The following is an 18,604-nucleotide window of genomic DNA, read 5'->3' as shown; positions in this document are numbered from 1 at the left end:
CGAATACCGTCAACAAGTCGCCAGCCGTTCTACTTTTGAAATGTCTACTTGACGGGGGAGCTTACGGTGGGTCTTGAGCCCGAGATTCTGTGCCACGCACGACGTGCACCTGGACGGGATCCGCGATGACCGATGAGTGTTTGGCAAGCAGCAAGGGCCGCTACAGCGGCCCTAACCAGAACGGTGACTGGCGCGATCTTGGCGCCGCATGAAACACAGCGGCGGGTGGTCAGCGGCAAGACGGGCACATACTCTTCGGCGCGGCCGGGGAAGAGAAGTGCATGCCTATTGACCTCAGCGGCGAAATGGTCACCCCGGTTTTCGGTAGCAGTCAGTCAGATCTGGGACACGGAAAATCGTCCGTATTTATCTCATACCTATAAGGCCGCTCAATGACGTCAGCCCTGCTATTATACATGATTGCCTTTTCTTCATCGACCTCACAGCCGTCGACCCCATTGCTGTACATCGATGCCAAAGTTCGAAGTGCTGATGCATTGTTGGCATCTGAGGCTTGTTCAAGCAACCGTATAACTTGAAATCTATCCTCCAATTTGCCGTTACCCCTCAGCATAAGTGCAAGGTGAAACATACTTTCGCCATCACCAAAATCCACACCTTTCGATAGATAGTCGCGTGCCAAATCTAAATTTTTTTCGACTGTTGCTCCGGTCAAATACTGCAACCCCATGAATCTAGCTGCTGGGCCATAGGATAGTGCTATAGCCTTATTGACGAGGCGAACCGACTCAGCTTGATCCGCGGCTAAACCTTCCTGATCATCCTCTCTCATACCAGCCATAAGAAAGACTGCAGGACCGTAGTCTTGCTCGGCAGATTTTTTACACCATTCAAATGCCGATTTCTTGTCTACGCATTCAAATGCCCCTACCAAATAGAATTCAGCTAAAGCGTGCTGCGCGCTACGATCGCCGGATTCTGCTTTTTCAACTAACCAATTTTTTATCTCATCTAAGTCATTTGCGATAAAAAAACCAGCAGATTCAACTAATTCACGCGCGATGCGAATACCTTCCAAGCCATTAAGCTCAAGCAATTCACAAAGCTTCGCAACCTTTTCACCTCGCATCATGGCGAAGGTACTCCGACAGGACTAGGCAGATCGAGCAAGGGTACGGGAGAGCTAGGGCAACGTTCATTGTGAGCCATGGCTTGTGCGTTGTAGCTAAGGGCTATGGATCTCTTTGAAAATGAATTCAAGCCAGGAGTATTGGTGATTAGGCCCAGCTTACTCTTATAGAGCTCCATCAACCTTTCTTGATCCTGCTCACAGCCGTTGCCGGCGGATGGACACGGCTGTTTCTTGCCTACTTGCGGGAATGGCACCACATTTGACATAGCTTGTGCGACAGGCACGACACATGATGGCCCTGCAACAAAGCACAACACCAACGGATCAAGATTGGGGAAGTTGTGCGTCGGCTGAGGCACCTCAAATATCGGAAAAGGCGTTGGCTGATAGTCGGGAACCGGAATAAGAAACTGTGTCCCCGAAGGGTCAATATTGCTCAGTGCGTTGTTGTTACCGTAGGCATACGCGCTGATGCCACCTCTGAAGCCGATGGGATCGGGTTGGTCGTACCGACCAAGAGGCGGGTTGTAGTTCCGGAACAGGTTGTAGTTGGCATTCGTCTCGGCGTCGTAGTACTGGCCGGGCAGTACTGCGTTGACCTCTCCCTGAAAATACATAGTTCACTTTTTACCACGAAGTGGTTGCCATAGATTGTGGTCTGTTCCACCGCCGGCCGTATCCATTGACATGCCTCCCCTGATGCGTGACGTCGTCAATCTAAGAATTGAACTGCGACATGTTCTCGAATACCCGCTTCATGTGTTCGGGATCGTCGAACCATTTGTTTCCACGCAAAATGATGCTGGGGTCATCGGGTATCAGCTTGTCGAGGTCTCGCACAATGCCATCCGCTACCGGTAAGACGCTTGGCCATTCAGCATCGAAAGCTTGTTCCATGGCATGCCGATTGGCATAACGAGAATAGGTATACCTAAAAACTTGCTTCTTTAACGCAAGAAGCGAAACGTCCCCAACGACCTTCGAAAAGTCACCTTTCAAATAATTTTCCCCAGCTTCGAGAAGATGAGTGCGTATGGACCAGATATCTGTCTTGATACTCGTTTTCTGCGCAAGCATGATGGACACAAGCTCACCTTGTAGGGACTGCATCCATCGCTGCATTAACACACCCAAAATATAGGGTTTCGCCGCTTGGATTATTAGGGGCGAAAACTTTCGTAATGCTGTGATCTTGGCAAGAATTTCGTCATCAACCTTAGCGTTGAGAAATGCGAGAAACTTATTGTCTAGATCTGCTTTGGCTTTTGCGAGAGCGAGGCTTAACTCACGAAATTTAGCGGTCTTGAAAAGATCCGCGACGAATTCGGTCGGATAGCCCCAAAGTGACATCAAGCCCATGTCTACACGCCGATCAGGTTTGTGCAAAGCCAGGCGATCACTCACGCGTTTAACATCCTCATCAGATATTGCCGTTAGATGCTGCGTGACCTTTTCGATCAGCCTGTCTACCTTTTCCTCTGAGACCACAGCCCGAAGAGTAAAATACTTCGTAAGAATGACGCTCTTGTCTGCAACTAGGGTGTTGATCTCATTGAAGCCTAGCGCTATGACCTCGATGGCCTGCAGGATGCCAAGCAATCGCGGCAAGACCTGTTCGACGTCCAGCGTCTTCATCCTCCTGTTTTCAGCGATCACCTCAGTCACCCAGGCTTTGAGCTCAGCCTCAAGCGCAATCGCTATACCGAAGTTGCTTAATAGAGACTTTGCCCGTTCATTGAAGTCGTTTGAAACAGCAAAGATATACTTGAAGCCAGCGGGCTGAGGTGCCAGGCGTGGATCCAGAACGACATGCAAGCAGAACTTAATAATCTCGCGCGCGGCATCGGGCTTCGTAAGAAGTGAACTGTACTTCTTGCACTGAATAACGCCGACATGCGTGCCGCCCAAAGTTAGGACAGCATCGCGACCTCGCTCGCCAACGCCCTGCATCAGCAGCACGTTGTCGTACTGGCCGTAATTACCCGCCGCAGAAGACATTTCCCGTCGAAAGACATCCTGCATTAAGCATTCAAATTGACGGTCAGTCAGCTGATAAAGAGGATACCCAAGGCTAACTTCAAGGACGGGCGGCTTTGGAGCCGCCTCCAGATCTTCTTCGATTTGATCTTCATCGACATAGTGAAAATCTTCCATGGGCTATTCCTTAAGCTTGGGGCTAGAGCATGCGGCGATTCGTCAGATGCCTCCGACGTCCCTCTGAAATACTTAGCTCTCTTTTTACCACGAAGTGGTTGTCATCCATCGTGGCCATCGCTACCGTCAGCTACGTGGTGACTGCGGTTGTAACGACTCGTCAAAGCAAATGCGCTGACCTATGCCCTTACCTCCTCCGATCATGCTGGCGCACCAGATCGCTCCACACCTCGACGGCCTGTGCTGGGCCATCGGTGGTAGCTCGCTTCTCTGCCGCCTGGGTTTGGAGGCAGCGCCTGCAGACCTGGACATCGTCACGACGAACGAGCATTTTGCCGCGGTGAGGGAGCGACTGTCAGGCACGATGGATGAACAGCATCGGCCCCGACATGCCAACTACGTTTCCAGGCACTTCGCGCTTTTCCGATCGGCGACCGGGGTGGCTGTGGATGTAATGGCGGGCATTGCTGTCCGCACGCCGTCCGGCATTGTGCAGTGGCCCTACTCGGGCTCAACCATAGAAACGAGTGATGATCTGCCCTGGATGCGAGCCGAGGAATGGCTCGCCTTGTATGCGATATTCAACCGGCCCCAACGAGTCGAACAATTGAAGGTCTACCTTAGCGCCCGTGCGGCGCGAAACAGTTAGGCGGCACGCCGCCGTGCTCCCGATACGGGTTTGCTATCGAGGTATGGCCGCAAGAACACAGCATATCTTTCAAGCAGTATGCTTTTTTCTTCGGGGCTTGCCGAAAGCAAATTTCCCGAGATGACGCCGTCAGAAATACCGAGCCATCGCATAAACGAATTTTGCACATACTTTTTAGAGGTCAGCGGGTCTTCGTATCGCACACAGATCATCACAAAGAACCCGGGGTCCTGATAGGGCCTAGACATTTCGTGCCCCGGGAAATCTGCCGGAAGTAAGTCCAGGTGTGCGGTCCCAATGTGCCATTCTGATTTTGGGGCCATATCGTCCGCAATGCCGATGGAGAACGTGCCGGCATCAGCATTCTTCTTGATCGGCAGGATAAGGATGGCTCCCGAAACATTGGACGCCGACCGCCGGCCATCATTGGCTATGAGCCCCTCAATCCGAGCCACTCTCGGGTCCAGCATTTCCGTTTCGGATGACAGCGCCTTGGCAATCGTTGGACGCCTGAGACCAAAATTTGAGAACGTGAAGTAGGGTCGCGCGGAATCGAATTCCGCCTGGCGAGCCTCTTTGCTGTCCCTGATCGCCCGAGCGGCCAAATAGGTGGAAACGCAGGCGGCAAGCGCTGATATGCATGTTGCAATCGTGTTGGCGACGCCACTGTCCAAAATGCACCCCCATTGTTAAGGCTCTAGCGCTCGCCTCTGTGTCGGATTTGGCCGCACCCAAGCATATATCCAGCCTCTTGCTTCAGTCTTCGCGTTGATCCTGCTCACGCGGATGGTATTGGCGGTGCGCCGCTCGCAGGTCATTGATCGTTACCCGCGTATAGATCTGCGTGCTCTCGATCGAATCGTGCCCCAGCATTTCCTGCAGATACCGGATGGGAGCACCGGCCCGCAGCATATGCGTGGCGCACGTATGCCGGATGGTGTGTGTCGACACCGGTTTGGCCAGTCCGGCGGCTTGGCTGTGTTTCTTGACGATGCGCCAGATCGAGTTCGGGTTCATGCCGGTACCGAACCGGCTTAGAAACAGATGACGGTCACGATCGGCGCCGATCCAATCCGCCCGCACGCCGGCCAGATAAGTTTCCAGCAGCTTGCAGACACTCGCCCCCACCGGCACCGCACGATCTTTACTGTTCTTGCCGTCGCGCACGATGAGAAAACCGTATTCCGTATCGACATCATCAATTAGCAGGTTAGCCGTTTCCTCGCGCCGGATGGCGCTGGTGTACAACACCTCCAATATCACCCGATCACGAAAACCCTTCGCCGTGTGCATATCCGGCTGACGGCACACCCGCTGCACCTCGTCGATGTCCATGATCCCTTTGGGGAGCTGTTTGGGCTTGCGTGGATTGGGGATACGTTTGGCCGGATCGGCAACCAACCAGTCCTCCTCGACCATCCAACGGCAAAACGCGCGCAGGTGACCCAGCAGCTCACTTTGACTGCGTGCGCACAATGGCGTCCCTTTGGGCGTCATCCGCTCGGACAGTTCCTCGCGGTAGTGCATCAAGGTCTCGTGATCGAGCTGCTCGATGTGTTCAACCTGCCGCATCAGCAGAAACGCCGCCAGTTCTTTCAGGGCGCTTTTCGCGCCCCGCACCGTGTAGTGACTCAGTCCACCGGCCGTCATGGCATTTAAGTACTGGCGTACCGCATCAGTCAGCCGCATGTTCTGCATTCCCCGGGTGATAGCGCTGGTGCATGGCTTTGACCTCCATCGGAGCCACGCGGGTATAGATCGTGGTGCTGACCAGACGGCTATGGCCCAGCAGCTCCTGGATTGCACGCAGATTGGCCCCAGCTCGCAGCAGGTGCGTCGCGCAGCTGTGGCGCAGGATGTGCGGCGTCACGGTTTTGCGCAGGTGAGCCACCTGGCAATACCGGTGCAGCAGCGTGCGCGTCTGCGCCTGACCCAAGGGCCGTCCACCACGGACCACGAACAGGGCGCGCTCAAACGGTCGGGCCTTCACCATCTTCGGGCGCACCTGGTCGAGGTACGTGCTGAGCCACTGCACCGCGTGATGGCCCAGCGGCACCACGCGCGGCGTACCGCCTTTGGCAAAACGAATGTGCATCGTCTGCAACGTCCGGTCGACGTCTTGGACTTGAACCTTTTCCAGCTCGCCCACGCGCACGCCGGTCGCATAGAACACTTCCAGTAGTGCACGATCCCGGATACCGAGAGGCGTGGTGGTGTCCGGTGCTGCGAGCAGCCGTTTCATCTCGCGCGGCCCCAAAATCGGCCGGGGCAACGCACGCCGACGACTGATTTCCTTCACCCCCTCGGTCGGGTCCAACAGCAGACGCCCATCAGTGATCAGGTACTGATAGAGCCGTTTGACGGCGCGCAACCGCAACGCCTGCGTTTCACGCTGGATCGGTTCTTGGCGCACATGCGCCTGATAGCTCCCGATATGGGCACGCGTCACGGTACGCAGATCGTCAATGCGCTGCTCCACCAGCCACGCAGCAAACGGTTTGAGCTGGTCGGCGTAGGCGTGCACCGTTTTCGGGCTGTAGGGCGAGAGACGTAGGTACGCGATGAAGTTCGTGATGCCGTCGTGTGGTGTCATGCCTCTCTCCCTGGGGATGCCTTTCTCGCAACCGGCCCACGCAGTACGCCGGTCTTCACCGCAAACCGTTGGCCGCCATGGCCCGACCCCTTCGAGGGGTGGATGCTACGGAGTACCTTCGAAGTACCCTCGGAGTCGGGTTTGGGAGCCTCGCAGTTCATAGCGTGGGTTCGCATAGTTCGTCGGGATCGCTCAGCGTCAACCCGACCGGCACACCGTCACCGGACGTGGCCCCGAGAATCTCGTAGACGTATTCCTTGCCCCACGCACCGCTTCGGGCGCGCAAGTACTCCAGTTCTTCCAGCTCGCGGATATGCGTGCGCACCTGCCAATCGCTCCAGCCGATGCCGTCGCGGATCGCTTTGCGGGTAAACGCCAGATCACTGGGCGCTGCGCCCTGCTCGGCAGCGCGCTGTTTGACCAAGGCATGGATGTGGCCCAGCAGATTGCGCGCCGGTGCCGACAACTCGTCGGCCGTCGATCCCATCACCGTCTCGGCCAGTGCATTGGCGGCCCGAATGTCTTCCCGCGTGACCTCGATGTAACGCAGCACCTGATCGCCCTGCGCCACCTCTTTCACCGGGCGTTGCTTCTGGTGCAGAAACGCGATCGCCTTGATCAGCATCAGGTACTTCTTGTGGTCCCGGCGCGCCCGCAAGGAGTGCGCCGGGAACTTCAATTGCGGGGCATAGGGATTGATCACCGCCACGGGTTCCAGCAGACGCTGCGCGGCGTGATGCTGCTGGATGAGGACGTCGTGTTCGTGCCGGCGCAGATAGCCAGCCAAGGTGTCCGCTTCGCGCTGGCGTTCGAAGATGCGTTCGGTCATAGCGGCCGATTCGTCGATGGTGACGGTCAGGAAGCGCGAGGCGGTTTCTTCGTCCAAGGCGGCAGACGTCGTGGTCAGCAATACGGCCACCGGCCCCTGCACCAGATAATGCTCGGACCGCATCTTGCCGCTGACCGGGTCTTTGCTGGTGGTGGCGATCGCCAGCTGCTTGGACGATTGCAGGGCGCGCAGACTATATGCGGCCCCGCCTAATCCTTCGGCTTCTTCCAAGGCCACCACCCGGTGCATGAGAGCCGTGGGGTCCTGATAGAACAGCGCTTGGTCGGTCATGCGGGTATAAACCACCTTATCTTCGTCCGGCACCAGCGACAGCACGAGGTTTTGCAGGGTGGATTTACCGGCGGCGGAGCGCGACTGGATCAGCAGGCTCAGAGGGTCGTCTAATTTGCGCGAGATGGCGGCGAGGTAGCACAGGCGCTTGTTGAGACTCTCGCCGGCCATGCCCAGCGTGGTTAGATCGCGCTCGATACGATCCAGCAGTTGCGGATCGCGCAGCAACGCCAAGCCGGATTCGCGCTCGCGATCGGTCATGGTAGCCGGTGCCGAACTGGCGGCGCCCGTTTCCGGCGTCCACGCTTCCACCCGCTCCAACAGACGGTCAAGGTCGGCTTTGATCAAGGCCACGTCTTCTGCAAACAGAACCGCACACGACATCGCATAGGTTTCGCGCGAACGGGCGCTGTACAGATCCAGCGTGTGCAGCTCGAACCCCTGGGCTTTCGGGCCGCTGGCCTTAATCGTGGCTTTGAGCTGGGTGCCCTGACGCAAGAAGGCTTTGACTTCGTAGCGTCGGGCACCGACACATAGCACCAACCCCTGTGCCGTGTTCCGACAATCGGGGGCACCTGCCGCTGAGGCGGCAGCCTTGGGCATCAACGCCTGAAACTCGCTGACTTCGTGCTGCTGAAGAAAGCGATTAACGTCGTCGCCGTCCGGCAGGCGCAGGGCCTCGACGTTCACCGAAACACCGTCCAATTGAGCGCGTATCGCACTCTCAGTCTTGCGGCCCTGCAGGTTTCCCGGCAACGCCAGCACGACATCGGTCAAGCCGTCACGGCGCAGCATTGCCAGATGATCCTCGTTCAACCCGTCGCCGAGGCACGGGATCACATCGGCAATACCGCGATCAATCAGGGTGAGCGCGTCGATCGGTGAACCGGTAATCAGGATCTTCGAGGATCGACGCGTGGCCGACGCATTCCAGACACCGCGCGAAACATTCGGCAATGTCACATGCTTCGGCGCCCCGTCCTGAATCCGCCGCCCGTACAGATTGATGACCGAGCCGTCAGCCGCCAACAACGGAAACACCACGCAGCCGGCGAACAACTCTTGACGACGGTCGGTCAGCACGCCCAGTGACTGGAACGGCGCGAGACTCTCGTCGTCTGGTGGCAAGGCTTCGAGCAACGAACCGTCGGCATAGCCCACGCGGTAATCGCGGAACAACGCGAGGTTGCGGATACCGCGTAACTGGGTCAGGTACTGGAGTCCTTCGGGGCGATCCAGAAACCGCTGGTGATAGAACGCGACGACACGCTCCAGCAGCTTGGCCCGTCGTACCGGCGCAAGGTACCCACTCCCTGCAGTTTCACCACCTTCGCCATGGCCACGTCCTCGCTAGACACGCGATCTGGAGTCTGATATTTACTCTGTTTTAGAGTAATGTCAACCTCGATTTCGGCATTTCGGGCTATGCTCATGACTGCTTCTTACCTCGGGTCTTTGCCGGTGACGCCGGACGAACAGCGCTTCTATAAGGAGTTGGGTGCACGCATTGCGCAGTTGCGGAAAGACCGCGACTTAACGCAGCAAGAGCTCGCCGACGACCTGGGCATTGCCCAACAAACGTTCGGTCATTACGAAATAGGCCGGCTGCGTGTTCCACTCTCCATGTTGCCGGACCTTGCCGCATTGCTCGGCGAATCGGTCGAAACGGTGCTGGGTCCCCTGATCCATTCGACCAAGTACAAAACACGACGCCATCGTTAAAGGCTGACTCATGGGCGCAGCGGCGATGTGTGATAGACGCGCTCATCGACTGAACCCTCCCTCACGAGTCGAGTTCTTCGAAGCTTCCGGCTGCCTACTGGTCTCGGTGGCTTCTACCCCTCGGGATTCGTCGCGACTTGCCGTTGGCCGATCGTCTCGCAGCAAGGCAGTTGCCTTCTCCCCGGTGCGTTCCTCGATATTGCGGATCAGTTCTTTGCGATCGTCGGTATAAATGCGAATTTCCGACCGCGCGCGGCTGATCGCGACGTAAAAGGCCTTCTGATTTAAAAGCGCCGTCCGAAAGCTTTCGGCGTTCACGAGTACGCGATCGGCAGTGCGCCCCTGAGCCGCATGGACCGTACTGACATAGGCATGGCGAAAATTCTGGTGACGCGGCTCGGCGGTATCGAGCGTCTGCGTGCCTCGATGATCGCGAACAGTGATCGCACCTTGCGCCTGGACGGCAACCACGGTCGCGCCGAACCCATTTACTTGGCGACGTGAAAGATCGTTACGCGTCCACTGGATGCGGTCACCGACCATAACCTCGCGGGTCGTCACGCTGTAGGCCTGCACCTGATTACCGCCGCTTTTAGCCGGCATCCAGTCAATCGAATGGCCGCGGGCATCGGATAACCGAAGGCAGCCGGCTCCGCGGTCCACGTCGGTCACACGGTAGTACTCGCCCCGAGTGATGCCGTTCGCGTAGTCGCGCTGGAAAGTCACGCGATCGCCGACCGCATAACTGTGTACGTGATGCGCCTCTTCGCGTGTCAGGCGTTTGTCTTCCAGTGTCTCAACGCGCAGCGATGGACCGGACAACGTACCGTCCCGTTTGAGGTGCTCCCGAATAACCGTGCTCAGTTGCTCGCGTCCCTCTCGACTGGGATCGAGTACCAGTGTGCTTAGCCGATCGGCCGGCGACAGTGCGGCATAGTCCCTCGCGATCGCGGTGTGCCGATCGAGAAGCGTCGGCAACTCGACCACCCGACCGCCACCGCGATCAATCGCGGCGAGTGCCGCCTTGGCATCGCCACGGATCGCGGCATACACCGACGCCAAGGCTGCCGGTTGGTCCTGTCGCACGATCTCATCGAGCATCGCCGTGCGCATGCCGCTCTGCTGCAGCTGACGAAAAGCAGCACCGGCCTCGATGCTACCCAACTGCTGAACGTCGCCGATCAAAACCACTCGCGCCCCTTGATCACGGGCGCCTTCCAGCAGTGTCGTCATCTGGCGCGCTGACAGTAACGAAGCTTCATCCACGATCCACACTGCCCCGGCAGGTGCGCGGCCTGCGCCGTCGAGCTGAGTCAGATGGCGTGCCACCGTCACCGCGGGTTGGCCGATGGCGGTGCCCAAGGTTTCGGCAGCGGAAGCAGTAGGCGCCATCGCCACCACGTCGCGCCCTTGCCGCTGTGCCTGCTCGACTACGGTTCGAATGACGGTGGTCGTTTTCGCCGTTCCGGCGTAGCCCTGTACACCTTCGATCTGATGGGGACTGGCGAGAATCGACGCTGTCGCTGTCCGCTGGCCAACCGTCCACGCATGCTCGGAGCGGAGCTCGGCTTTGGCTACGGCCAGATGCGCGGCATCCACCGTCAGCAGCGGTGCGAGGCTACGACGACCGGCGCACTCAGCCGCCAACATGCGCTGTTCGGTTTCCACACCAGCGAGGGTCGTGTAACCGGGTAGAGAGCGCCCATCTAAATGGAGGGTGCGGGCAATCAGCTGTTCGCGGGCTTCCGCCTTGTTCTGTGCGCGCTCGATATCATCAAAACGCGCTTTACCGACGGCGATCTGCAACGCCTCCAGAGACAGCGCCCGTGCGGAAAACGTAGCCTCGCGCTCAGATAAACGGGCGATCGCAGACTCCACCGCGATCGCTGCGGCGGCATCGTGGCGTGCCAGATAAGCCGCCGGTGAGGCCGTGGCCTGACGGCACGCCCGGTCCACGTGAGCGCGGGCATCAAATCCGAGTTCTGCCGCCTGTGCACGCCATGCATCCCGCCATTCGTCGGGGCTGCGTTCGGACTTTTTGGGACGTGTATCAAGGGTCGCCATATCTTTTTGCGCACTGCTTGCGGTGTCACGGGTCAACCCTTTGGCGGCAAGGGCTTCTTCGATCTGGGCCGAACGCGTACTAAACGCCTCGATCACCGCATGCGGCACGGATGTCAGTTCGAACGTTCCGTCCTTCCCTTGGGCGACGTCATAGCCAAGGGCCTGGCAGCGCAGTGCGAGCTCGTTCCGATAAATTTGGCCGATTTCGCGCTGGGCCTGGAAAAACGCATAACCGTCGAGAGAGCGCCATTGGCCATCCGCACTCTGCGTGGCGTTGACCACTACGTTATGCGTGTGAAGCTGCGGATCATTCGCACGGCTCGTGCCTTCGCGCAACGAGGCAATCGCGAGGTTACCCGTCGCTTCGCGACGCACCTCACCGTTCTCGCGGATGCGCGTTTCGGCCACGCGCGATTCGACATACAAGAGGGCCGCGCTTACCGCCTGGTCATGGGCGGTAAGCAAGCGGCGATCGTCGCCGACCAGCGCCATCACCGACACGGATTTAGGCGCCGAAAATGTTAGGTCCCAGCTAGGTCGGTGTTCGAGCTGGCCGTCCCGGACCGTACCGAGTTGCACGCCATTAGGAAGTTTTCCCGCCAACAGAGACGCAAAATCCTCACGGACCACGGCGCCGTCTAGTCCGAGACGTTCCGCACCCGCGCCAGCCCAAACGGCAGCGCCTTGGCTCCGCGCCACATCGGCGGTCAGGTAGTAATCTGAAAGCTGGGTGTAATACCCCAACACCGCGGCGGCCGACGAATGTGCGCGTAGTGAAAGCATCAGAGTGGCCCCGTTTGGTCGATGATGGTCGTTGCAGGTGGGACGGGCGTGCGCAACGGGACCGGTCGATGAATGAGCGTGGCCGGATCACGCGGCACGTAGGCTACTGTTTTCGCGTCGGTGTCCGTTGGCGTGAGACGTAGACGACACAATGGAAAATCGCCTGCCACTCGCAAGTAAGCTTCTAAATTTGGTAGCTGCAGCATCTCCGTGGCCGTGACTACCCGGTGCGATTGACGGTCGCTACCGACACTCAGGCTACGGCCGGTGCCGGCGTTCTCGCTCTGGCGCGCCACGTCGTGTTCGGATTCGCCGAGAATTTTTGACACCCGTTCGGCGCTCTCCGAATCCGCGGCGCGAAATAAAACGTGGGTGGAGAAGAGTGCGGCCAGTGCATCCGCGCCGTCAGCGCCATACCGTTGGCGCAGTTGGGCGAAGGACTGGACCGCCATGACGACGCTAGCGCCATAGCCGCGGCCTTCGGCGGCAAGGCGTACAACGTATTCGAGAACCGGAAGCGTCGGCAACTCGTCGATGGCAAAGAGGATGCGCCGAGTCCGACTGGGGCCGAGCGCCAGGATCGCTGCGGCCGCGGCCTCGATCCATACTGCGATAATCGGCATGATAGCCGGTGCGTGATCGGGCGGACTGAGGAGGAACGCTCGCGGCGACGTCCCTTTGCAAGTCACCGCCTCACGCACCCACTGAGTGATCGAGAAACCACCCGGGCGTGCATTCGGATCGAGCAGTTGCAGTCCACGGACACTCGTGACCAACGTATTGCGAATGCTCTCGCGCATCCGTTCACCAGCAGGGTCGACAAAAATCCGGCCCGACGACGTGCCGTGCAAAAGGGTCGTTAGCTCGGACGTCTCGGCGACGGCACAAAGCCGAAACAACTCACCGTTGGTTTTGCAATCATCTGCGACCGATAAAAGGATATCGACTAGGAGTTGGCGTGCTGCTTCCACCCAATATTGATCACCGTGCCCGTGACTGGCGACCATCGACTTTGCGACACGCCACGCGTCCGTGGGAATTAGGATCTCATCCCATAAGGTCCAAGCGGGGCAGCGCTTGTCTAGAGGATTGAGGACAACGTCGTGTTCGGGCTGAAACGTGCGCACAAGATGGTCCGCCTTCGTGTCGTACACAATGGCAGCCCATGCGCGATCGACGCTGTCGAGCAGTTGCCCAAATGCCACTGACTTGCCGGTACCCGTGGTGCCTTCCAGGATGACGTGTTGGCACTCAGATTCGCGCCTTAGCCGAATCGTTCCGATGCTTAAAAGTGAAAGGGGGCCACTGCGGCGAAGCAGACGACGCAGCCGGGATGGCGAAACCACGCGTGCTCCGCGGAGAAATTGGTCACCACGCAAACGCCGACCGAAAAACCAAAGCAGTATGTACACCGCGGCCATCACGGTCGCTGCTACGAAACCGGCCCACTTCACGCTGGGCTCGACCCGCACACGCACCTCATCTCGAAGGGCAATCAGTGGCTCCCAGTTCCGGAGCTGATCTGCACTTATGGTGCTGCCTTTTCCGTTTTCGACGTAGACGATTGGTCTGCTTGGCTGGTGCAGGCCATCGGCCCAGATCCAGGCTTCTGTCCATTTACTTAGGAAATAGCGCGTATCTTCCGTCGTTGCAGCGGTGTACGCATGCCACGAAAACGCGCCCCATACGGGAGCGCCAATCACCAGAAGTAGCAACGCCCACTGCAGGATGATTTGACGCGCCGTTGCTGCCAGCGCATGAAGCCCCAGCACAGCATCCGAGCGTGAAGTCCGATTTCTGCGGTCCATAAATTAGTCTCCCAAAGCTTTAGAGCGTTGACGGTGGTAGGCACTTTCGGCGTTTTGCGTGAGTGCGTTATCGAGGGTTTGCCGTGGGTCACCATCGAGCAGTCCCAGAGCAGCGTGGCGCGCATACGCAAAAGCGACCACGGAACTAAAGAGGCTGCGATCCACCAGCGCCGTGAGTAATTCGATCCGCGCTGATAGTTGGTCAATGCTGTTGGTGATGTTGGTATCAATGGTTGCCGTCGCGTTGACGGCATCGAGCCCGAGCAGCACGAGGCGCTCGATGGCCCCATACGTGGTGAGCTCATGCGCAAGAGCGAACGTTCTGACCCGGTCGAAAGTCGGATACGTGACCCGCGTTCGAAGGTCTCGCTTACGAACTTTGGCGGTCACGATGCGTGCCCTCGCGCAACGCAGATGGGAGCTGCGGTTTGTCGACGCCTAGGCCATGCGTTCGCTCTGCGGGAGCGGCGTAACGCCGCGACTTTGCTTGGCACACCCGGTGCGTAGGGGTGTGTAGCCCTAAGTCGTGAGTCTGGTGCGCGTCGGGTGGTTCGATCGCGAGTGATATATGAATCCATGGGGTTTTCCTCCACACGCAACTGCGTGCTGCTGTGGAGACCATGCTGGCATCACTCCGCTTACTGAATGAGCCCGAAAACGCGCATTCAGAGGGGGTATTTCAGGCTAAAAATCCCAAATAGGGTCGTAAGTTCCGTCGCTAGAACATCGGTTCGAGCGATGCCGATAGCCACTCGCCTTCGACGAACCCTACGTGGACAGCACGACACCGCGACCGCTATTCGACGGATGGCGCGCCACCGGCTGGTGAGCCAACGGCGAACCATCGCCCGGCGCTTGGCGGTCGCATAATGAGCGCCTAGCGTCCGTCGGTGCGTCGAGCTGCCGCGTGGCCACAACGCGACGTGCTGGCTCGTTCATGGGTGCAGATCAATCGTCAAGATAGGAATCGCCATTGTCGAAGAAAAAATCATATTTGCGGCTCAATCCGCGCAAATACGGGTCAATGTCCACCGCCAGTTGCAATGCTTGAAGCGTGTCCGCTCCGTAAACAGAAATGGTCTTTTGAGGAAGTCCGTCGAACTCGATGTCACAACCGGCCGTGCCTTCGTCGAACACGAACGAAACTGATCCGGGCGTCAGAAGATAGGGACCCACGATGCGAATGGTGAGCTTTTGCCGCGTCGTTTCGCCGATGGGTGAGTAGAGCAAGTTTCGAGCTGCGATCTGTTTGCGCGTTGTTTCCATCATTCAAATCCCAAGCTTTGCCGATAGGCCGTGTTCGCAGCTGCAAAGCAACGCATCAGAGCTTTCCCTTGAGCAGGGTCGCAAACCGGTGGCACGTAGGATCTATCCCTTCACTCGCCTCGCAAGGGAGTTCGCATCGGGATTTTTGACAATATGCAAAAAAATAAGGAAACAGTTAATCCGGCAACTGCGGAAATAGCCACCAGGAAACCGCTTTCCTTTAATGAACTAAAGTTGGACGTATACGAATAAATAATTCCGATTGTTATTATTCCTCCCAACGCGCCAGATAGCATAAAGGCGGTGCCGTTTAACTTATTTATTTTTGACAGAACAAATAAAATTGGAATACCGAAAATAAAGCTAAACAAATAGCTAAATGGAAGAATTCCGGCCAAAGTTTCAAATGTTGTTTTTCTGAAATAACCTGGATCGCTATGATCAAAAAATACCATTTTTCCTGTAAAAAATAACGCCGGAAGTATGATTGGCGCGATTAAAGCCGCATAGGATTTTTTCATTATCTAACCCTCTTCAAGGCGAACCGTCATTTGTGCTGCGGCGTGTCGTTAAAATTTGTCCTTGACGATAGCCCCAGTCGTTATTGACCACATTTCCATCAATACCAGCAGCCGATGACGACATAGGGAATGCCGCCGAAACTGTTCCAGGCGATCCATCTGATAGCGGGCTATATATGCCTACGTGTGAGCCATTCGACACCACATCCCCTATTTGGGGCTGCTCACCTTGAGGAACAACGTAATAGCCAGGAATGTTCACATTCGGATCGCCCCATTCAGCCGCTGAAGGAATTCTTCCATCGGGCATGCGACCTGCAGGGACATCGCCTGCTTTTAAAGCATCCCATACAAACTTATTGCACTTTTCTGAAGGTATGCCGTTGGTCCTTTGCCTTAACCATCCTCTCGCCTCAGGATTCGGGTCGAAATAGCCGTAACCACCTTGGCCTACCTGATTAAATGCCCAATTACGCGCAGATAGGCCGGCAGGAATTAGTCCTGGCCCTTCCGGCGAAAACGGCCCCATGGGCGGTGGCATGCCAGGAGGCATAAGTCCTGTCGGATCGATATACATCAACGGATTGTTCAAACCGTAGACGTACAGCCCGATACCACCACGGAACCCAGCCGGGTCAGCTTGTAGAAACCGTCCAGTAGCCGACTCGTAGTACCGGGCACCGTTGTACAGCAACCCCGTCTCCACATCGTAGTACTGGCCGGGATAGCGCAGATTGAGTACGTAACCAGTGCTGCTAGTTGGTTGCTGTTCGCCGAAGGGGTTCCCTTGGTAGGCCCACTGCCAGATCACCGTGCCCGCGCTGTTGCTCACTGCCCGCGGCGTACCCAGTTGATCGGCGGTCACATAGTTGATCGTGCTTATGAAGCTGCCATTATTCCTGGTGTTGTCCACAACCCCGACGGGCAGATCACCCAGCCAGATGTAGTCGCGATCATTGGTGCCATATTCGCCAATGAGCTGGCCGGTTTCGTTGTAGGCGTAGCGTTCACTCACGGTACTCGGGAACGTGGCCACCTTGTTGATGCGCTCCCCCAGGGCGTTGTACGTATACGTGCCTACAGTCTGGCCATTGAGCTGTGCCACAGTGAGGCGATTGCGATCGTTGTAGCCAAAGCCGTAGGTATTGCCGCCGATCACGCTACCGGTGCTGTTGCCGTTGGCGTCATTGGCTTGGGCTGCATTACCGATGCTGGCGAGTTGGTGCGTACCTGTGGTGTAGCCATAGGCGCCACCAGCGACACCGGAGGTCGTCTTGCTCAGTCGATCGCCGGTCTGATCGTAGGTGTAGCTCTCCAGCGTGCTGCCGTTGCCCTCGATGACGCCATTGAGCCGATACAGCGGATCGTAGGTGTAGGTCTCCGTGGCCGGGTTGGCGCCGGGGGCGTTGCCCAGGGCTTTGATGTCGCCCATCGCGTCGCGGGCGAAGTGGAGCGCGAGTGCCGGGCTAGTCAGGTCGGTGAGCCGATAATTGGCATCGTAGGTCCGCGTGATCGTCTGGCCATTACCCAGCGTGTAACTGCTGATCGGGCCAAACGGCAGCCAGACGACGTTGCTAACCACGGTGGCCGGCGACACCGTGGAGTTTGGTGGCGTCGCCGGATCGGCCGTCACCACCTGTACGCCACTGATGCGACCGGTCGTGTCGTAGAGATAACTCACCATGTCCTGGTGGGGCGAGCTGATGTTGACGTAATCAGGCGTGGTGTAGCCGAGCAGTCGATCCGCCGGCGTGTAGGAATAGAACGTCGTATCGGTCTGGGACGACGTCTCGTACATCTTCTGAATGACGTTGCCACGACCGTCGTAGCAGTACACCGTAGTGAAGGTTCCCTCGATCATGCGTGTCCGATGACCGATCGGATTTGAGGACGTACAACCGGTGACCGTGTTGGCTTCGTCGTAGGTATAGGTGACGTTGAGCGTGGTGTCGGCGTAGCTGGTGCTGGCCAGACGGTTAAGCGCGTCATAGGTCGAATTACTGATGTTCCCCTTCGCATCGGTGTGCGTCAGGCGATCACCGGCCGCATCGTAGGCGTCGGTGCTGGTGCCGGTATCCGGACTTTGCAGCTGGGTCCGATCGTTGAGCCCATCGTAGGTGTAAGCGGTCGTAAGGTTCGTCGGGTCGGTGACACTTGCCACGCGATCCAGTGCATCCAGACCGACGGCTGTGGTGGTGTTCGTGGTGGCCGGGTCGGCGCCGCTGTAGTTTGCGATCGTGCTGTGCAAGCGGTTCAGCGCATCAAAGCCTTGCTGGCGCTGGTAACCCAGTGCATCGGCGCTGAGTACGAGATTGCCGTTGGCGTCGTAGCTGTTGCTTAGCCCAGCGTTGAAGACCGTGTGGTTGAGGCCGTCGATGATCGCGGTGAGTTGCCCCAAGGTGTTGTAGCTTCGCGTCTGACTTTGCTCAGTCGTACCGGAGGCTGTGGTGACCGATTCGCCGGTCATGTTGCCGGCCACGTCCAGCGCGTAGTGGAGATCGTTGTTCTGCGCATCGAAGATATCGGTCAGGCGATGCGCCGGATCGTATTTGAAGGTCGTGACCACGCCGTCGGGATCAGTCATCGTTTCGACCGCGCCGTAGGGCTTATAGGTGAACGAGGTGACTGCGCCATCGACCGTGCGCGACGCCAGCCAGCCACGCGGCGTATAGGTCAGGTCGGTGTTGATACCGTTGGCATCGGTGACGCGGGTGACACGGCCGTTGCCATCGTACGAAGCGATAGTGGTGACCTGGTTCAGGGCATTGGTGACTTGATACAGATCGCCCGCCTGGTGGCATGCCGCACCGGGTGTACCGCAGCTGGTGGCA

Annotated in this window: 15 protein-coding genes; 2 read left to right on the top strand and 13 right to left on the bottom strand. The window is 57.8% G+C overall.

The features are described from left to right. Nucleotides 1-331: 331 nt before the first annotated feature. The 3 genes from GSQ75_RS15735 to GSQ75_RS15725 form a co-directional block, all read right to left on the bottom strand. Nucleotides 332-1,093 carry a tetratricopeptide repeat protein gene (locus GSQ75_RS15735; RefSeq protein ID WP_158755836.1) on the bottom strand — a complete coding sequence of 254 codons (762 nt, stop codon included), beginning with the start codon at nucleotides 1,091-1,093 and terminating at the stop codon, nucleotides 332-334. Next, nucleotides 1,090-1,710 (bottom strand): RHS repeat-associated core domain-containing protein, encoded by a 621-nt coding sequence (locus GSQ75_RS15730; protein WP_158755835.1) that lies wholly within the window; start codon nucleotides 1,708-1,710, stop codon nucleotides 1,090-1,092. Before GSQ75_RS15730 ends, GSQ75_RS15735 begins: the two co-directional genes overlap by 4 nt. A gap of 100 nt (nucleotides 1,711-1,810) precedes the next feature. Then, nucleotides 1,811-3,247, bottom strand: coding sequence for a hypothetical protein (locus GSQ75_RS15725; RefSeq protein ID WP_158755834.1), 1,437 nt, complete (start codon nucleotides 3,245-3,247; stop codon nucleotides 1,811-1,813). Nucleotides 3,248-3,449: 202 nt separating this feature from the next. Here GSQ75_RS15725 and GSQ75_RS15720 point away from each other — a divergent pair, with 202 nt between their 5' ends. After that, the gene (locus GSQ75_RS15720; protein WP_158755833.1) at nucleotides 3,450-3,896 is read left to right on the top strand and encodes a hypothetical protein; all 447 of its coding nucleotides are present in this window, start codon (nucleotides 3,450-3,452) and stop codon (nucleotides 3,894-3,896) included. Here GSQ75_RS15720 and GSQ75_RS15715 read toward each other — a convergent pair. The 4 genes from GSQ75_RS15715 to GSQ75_RS15700 all read right to left on the bottom strand — a co-directional run bounded on the left by GSQ75_RS15715 (nucleotide 3,893) and on the right by GSQ75_RS15700 (nucleotide 8,788). After that, entirely contained in the window at nucleotides 3,893-4,570 is a 678-nt protein-coding gene (locus GSQ75_RS15715) for a hypothetical protein (protein WP_158755832.1), read from the bottom strand. The genes GSQ75_RS15720 and GSQ75_RS15715 overlap by 4 nt on opposite strands. An 82-nt stretch (nucleotides 4,571-4,652) precedes the next feature. Then, nucleotides 4,653-5,585, bottom strand: coding sequence for a tyrosine-type recombinase/integrase (locus GSQ75_RS15710; protein WP_158755831.1), 933 nt, complete (start codon nucleotides 5,583-5,585; stop codon nucleotides 4,653-4,655). Continuing rightward, nucleotides 5,572-6,489: a tyrosine-type recombinase/integrase gene (locus tag GSQ75_RS15705; RefSeq protein WP_158755830.1), complete on the bottom strand. Its 918-nt coding sequence runs from the start codon at nucleotides 6,487-6,489 to the stop codon at nucleotides 5,572-5,574. The genes GSQ75_RS15710 and GSQ75_RS15705 overlap by 14 nt, the downstream gene beginning before the upstream one ends. Nucleotides 6,490-6,646: 157 nt before the next feature. Continuing rightward, on the bottom strand, nucleotides 6,647-8,788 hold the full coding sequence (locus tag GSQ75_RS15700) for a toprim domain-containing protein (protein ID WP_158755829.1): 2,142 nt from the start codon (nucleotides 8,786-8,788) through the stop codon (nucleotides 6,647-6,649). A gap of 252 nt (nucleotides 8,789-9,040) precedes the next feature. Here GSQ75_RS15700 and GSQ75_RS15695 point away from each other — a divergent pair, with 252 nt between their 5' ends. Further along, nucleotides 9,041-9,331: a helix-turn-helix transcriptional regulator gene (locus tag GSQ75_RS15695; protein ID WP_158755828.1), complete on the top strand. Its 291-nt coding sequence runs from the start codon at nucleotides 9,041-9,043 to the stop codon at nucleotides 9,329-9,331. A gap of 42 nt (nucleotides 9,332-9,373) precedes the next feature. Here GSQ75_RS15695 and mobF read toward each other — a convergent pair whose 3' ends face one another. From mobF to GSQ75_RS15665, 6 genes are all read right to left on the bottom strand, one after another. Further along, on the bottom strand, nucleotides 9,374-12,178 hold the full coding sequence (mobF, locus tag GSQ75_RS15690; RefSeq protein WP_158755827.1) for a MobF family relaxase: 2,805 nt from the start codon (nucleotides 12,176-12,178) through the stop codon (nucleotides 9,374-9,376). Beyond that, the gene (locus GSQ75_RS15685; protein ID WP_158755826.1) at nucleotides 12,178-13,986 is read right to left on the bottom strand and encodes a type IV secretion system DNA-binding domain-containing protein; all 1,809 of its coding nucleotides are present in this window, start codon (nucleotides 13,984-13,986) and stop codon (nucleotides 12,178-12,180) included. Before GSQ75_RS15685 ends, mobF begins: the two co-directional genes overlap by 1 nt. A gap of 3 nt (nucleotides 13,987-13,989) precedes the next feature. Next, nucleotides 13,990-14,376: a hypothetical protein gene (locus GSQ75_RS15680; protein ID WP_158755825.1), complete on the bottom strand. Its 387-nt coding sequence runs from the start codon at nucleotides 14,374-14,376 to the stop codon at nucleotides 13,990-13,992. A 558-nt stretch (nucleotides 14,377-14,934) separates the two neighbouring features. After that, entirely contained in the window at nucleotides 14,935-15,252 is a 318-nt protein-coding gene (locus GSQ75_RS15675) for a hypothetical protein (protein ID WP_158755824.1), read from the bottom strand. Between the two features lie 110 nt (nucleotides 15,253-15,362). Next, complete coding sequence (locus GSQ75_RS15670; RefSeq protein ID WP_158755823.1) at nucleotides 15,363-15,773, bottom strand: hypothetical protein; 411 nt, start codon at nucleotides 15,771-15,773, stop codon at nucleotides 15,363-15,365. A gap of 13 nt (nucleotides 15,774-15,786) precedes the next feature. Then, on the bottom strand, nucleotides 15,787-18,604 hold a 2,818-nt coding region (locus tag GSQ75_RS15665), incomplete at its 5' end, for an RHS repeat-associated core domain-containing protein (RefSeq protein WP_158755822.1).

This window comes from Dyella sp. S184, assembly GCF_009766065.1.
GTDB lineage: Bacteria > Pseudomonadota > Gammaproteobacteria > Xanthomonadales > Rhodanobacteraceae > Rhodanobacter.
The sequence above is the reverse complement of the archived record's forward strand: the minus strand, read 5'-3'. Positions and strand labels throughout refer to the sequence as shown.

Coding starts and splice junctions, on each gene's coding strand:
- GSQ75_RS15735 (WP_158755836.1), bottom strand. CDS start 1,093: ATGATGCGAGGTGAAAAGGTTGCGAAGCTTTGTGAATTGCTTGAGCTT.
- GSQ75_RS15725 (WP_158755834.1), bottom strand. CDS start 3,247: ATGGAAGATTTTCACTATGTCGATGAAGATCAAATCGAAGAAGATCTG.
- GSQ75_RS15720 (WP_158755833.1), top strand. CDS start 3,450: ATGCTGGCGCACCAGATCGCTCCACACCTCGACGGCCTGTGCTGGGCC.
- GSQ75_RS15705 (WP_158755830.1), bottom strand. CDS start 6,489: ATGACACCACACGACGGCATCACGAACTTCATCGCGTACCTACGTCTC.
- mobF (WP_158755827.1), bottom strand. CDS start 12,178: ATGCTTTCACTACGCGCACATTCGTCGGCCGCCGCGGTGTTGGGGTAT.
- GSQ75_RS15710 (WP_158755831.1), bottom strand. CDS start 5,585: ATGCGGCTGACTGATGCGGTACGCCAGTACTTAAATGCCATGACGGCC.
- GSQ75_RS15685 (WP_158755826.1), bottom strand. CDS start 13,986: ATGGACCGCAGAAATCGGACTTCACGCTCGGATGCTGTGCTGGGGCTT.
- GSQ75_RS15670 (WP_158755823.1), bottom strand. CDS start 15,773: ATGAAAAAATCCTATGCGGCTTTAATCGCGCCAATCATACTTCCGGCG.
- GSQ75_RS15675 (WP_158755824.1), bottom strand. CDS start 15,252: ATGGAAACAACGCGCAAACAGATCGCAGCTCGAAACTTGCTCTACTCA.
- GSQ75_RS15695 (WP_158755828.1), top strand. CDS start 9,041: ATGACTGCTTCTTACCTCGGGTCTTTGCCGGTGACGCCGGACGAACAG.
- GSQ75_RS15730 (WP_158755835.1), bottom strand. CDS start 1,710: ATGTATTTTCAGGGAGAGGTCAACGCAGTACTGCCCGGCCAGTACTAC.